Raw genomic sequence first — 1,483 nt, 5'->3', positions numbered from 1 at the left:
AAAATATGGGCGCAACCTTTTCGGAATGTTTGTCAAGAGCGATTGTCCCCTCGTTCGGAGAGTACTTATCGCCCAATACCTTGTGTTTTTCAATTTTTCATAGAAGTTTTGACACTACCTCCCTTTATAACAGAGAGTTACGGTGGAAAATAGTGCTTAGTTAATTATAATTATTTAATACCTAAATTGTTGTATTGAAAATGTGTAACCGAAGCAAAATACCTTATTAATGACAGGTTAAGAGGTGTTAGTAGGTTGCAAAAAATATTAATCGGATTCATTTTTTTCACATCCATATTTTCTGTAATCCCTTCACAAGCTCAAGAATCAGATATATTACCTTCAACAAATATTACAATTACAGGTATTGCCGATTCAGATTTGATGAATCAATTTACAACCATCTTAAAAGAGAAAGAAGAAAAGAATTATGCGGACATAGAAAAGGATTCTGGTGAGCCTCAATACATCAATATGAACCAGTTTAAAACGTTTTTGAACCTTCCTTATGCCAATACAAAAAATCCACGACAACAACTAGATATTATCTACCCATCAGTCGGAAATGCTCCTTATAAAGTTATTGTAAATTTCCATGGGGGTGGTTGGATTTCAGGAAGTCGAAAGTCGGCAAACCATGCAGCAGTAATGCTTGCAACTCAGCAAGGCTATGCTGTAGTCAATGTAGGATATCGTTTAGCTACTGAGGCAGTTTGGCCAGCACAACTTCATGATGCAAAGGCTGCAATAAGATTTATTAGAGCTCATGCAAGAAAATATCGCTTAAATACAAACAATATTGTGGTATGGGGAAATTCTGCCGGTGGTCATATTGCAAGTATGTTAGCCGCTACAAATGGAATGAAAGAAATGGAAGACCTTTCAATGGGTTATGAAAAGTATTCATCAGATGTCCAAGGTGTTGTTTCTTTTTATGGCATTTCAGACGTGACAGATATGGGAAATGAGGGTGTAAAATACGCTAATGCATTATTAGGTTTTAATGTACAAGATAATCCTGAAAAAGCACGCACGGCAAATCCAATTGAATACGTATCAGAAGATTTTCCTCCAATCTTTATACTTCACGGTACAAATGATCAAATCGTACCCTTTGAACAATCTGTAAAGTTTGCTGAAAAAATTAATCGAATTACCGGTAGAAATCAAGCACAACTAAAACTAATGATTAAAGCAAAGCATGGAGATAAAAACATAAAAAGCGTGGAAAATATTGATGAAAGTTTAAATTTTGTAGATAAAATTATGTACCCTGATCGAAAAAATCCATATCGCACAAAAAGATATAAAGAAATTAAAATCACTACTGAAGTAGATTAAAAAATAGCACCTTGTAAAGAAATGATATGCTCCCCGTTAGGTAGACAGATTAAAAAATAAAATCTGTTTATCTAATGGGGAGTATTTTTATGTCAAAAATTTTTTCTAAAGATGAAAAATTAAGAATCATTAAGTTTTATCA

1 protein-coding gene is annotated in these 1,483 nt (G+C 33.6%); it reads left to right on the top strand.

Annotation, left to right across the window (positions count from 1 at the left end):
* The first annotated feature begins 255 nt into the window (after positions 1-255).
* Positions 256-1,341: an alpha/beta hydrolase gene (locus tag D8M03_RS17530; protein WP_121216058.1), complete on the top strand. Its 1,086-nt coding sequence runs from the start codon at positions 256-258 to the stop codon at positions 1,339-1,341.
* The last annotated feature ends 142 nt before the right edge of the window (positions 1,342-1,483 follow it).

This window comes from Ureibacillus endophyticus, assembly GCF_003628435.1.
GTDB classification, from domain to species: Bacteria; Bacillota; Bacilli; order Bacillales_A; family Planococcaceae; genus Ureibacillus; species Ureibacillus endophyticus.
Note: the sequence above shows the minus strand (reverse complement) of the source record. Positions and strands in the feature narration are given on the sequence as shown.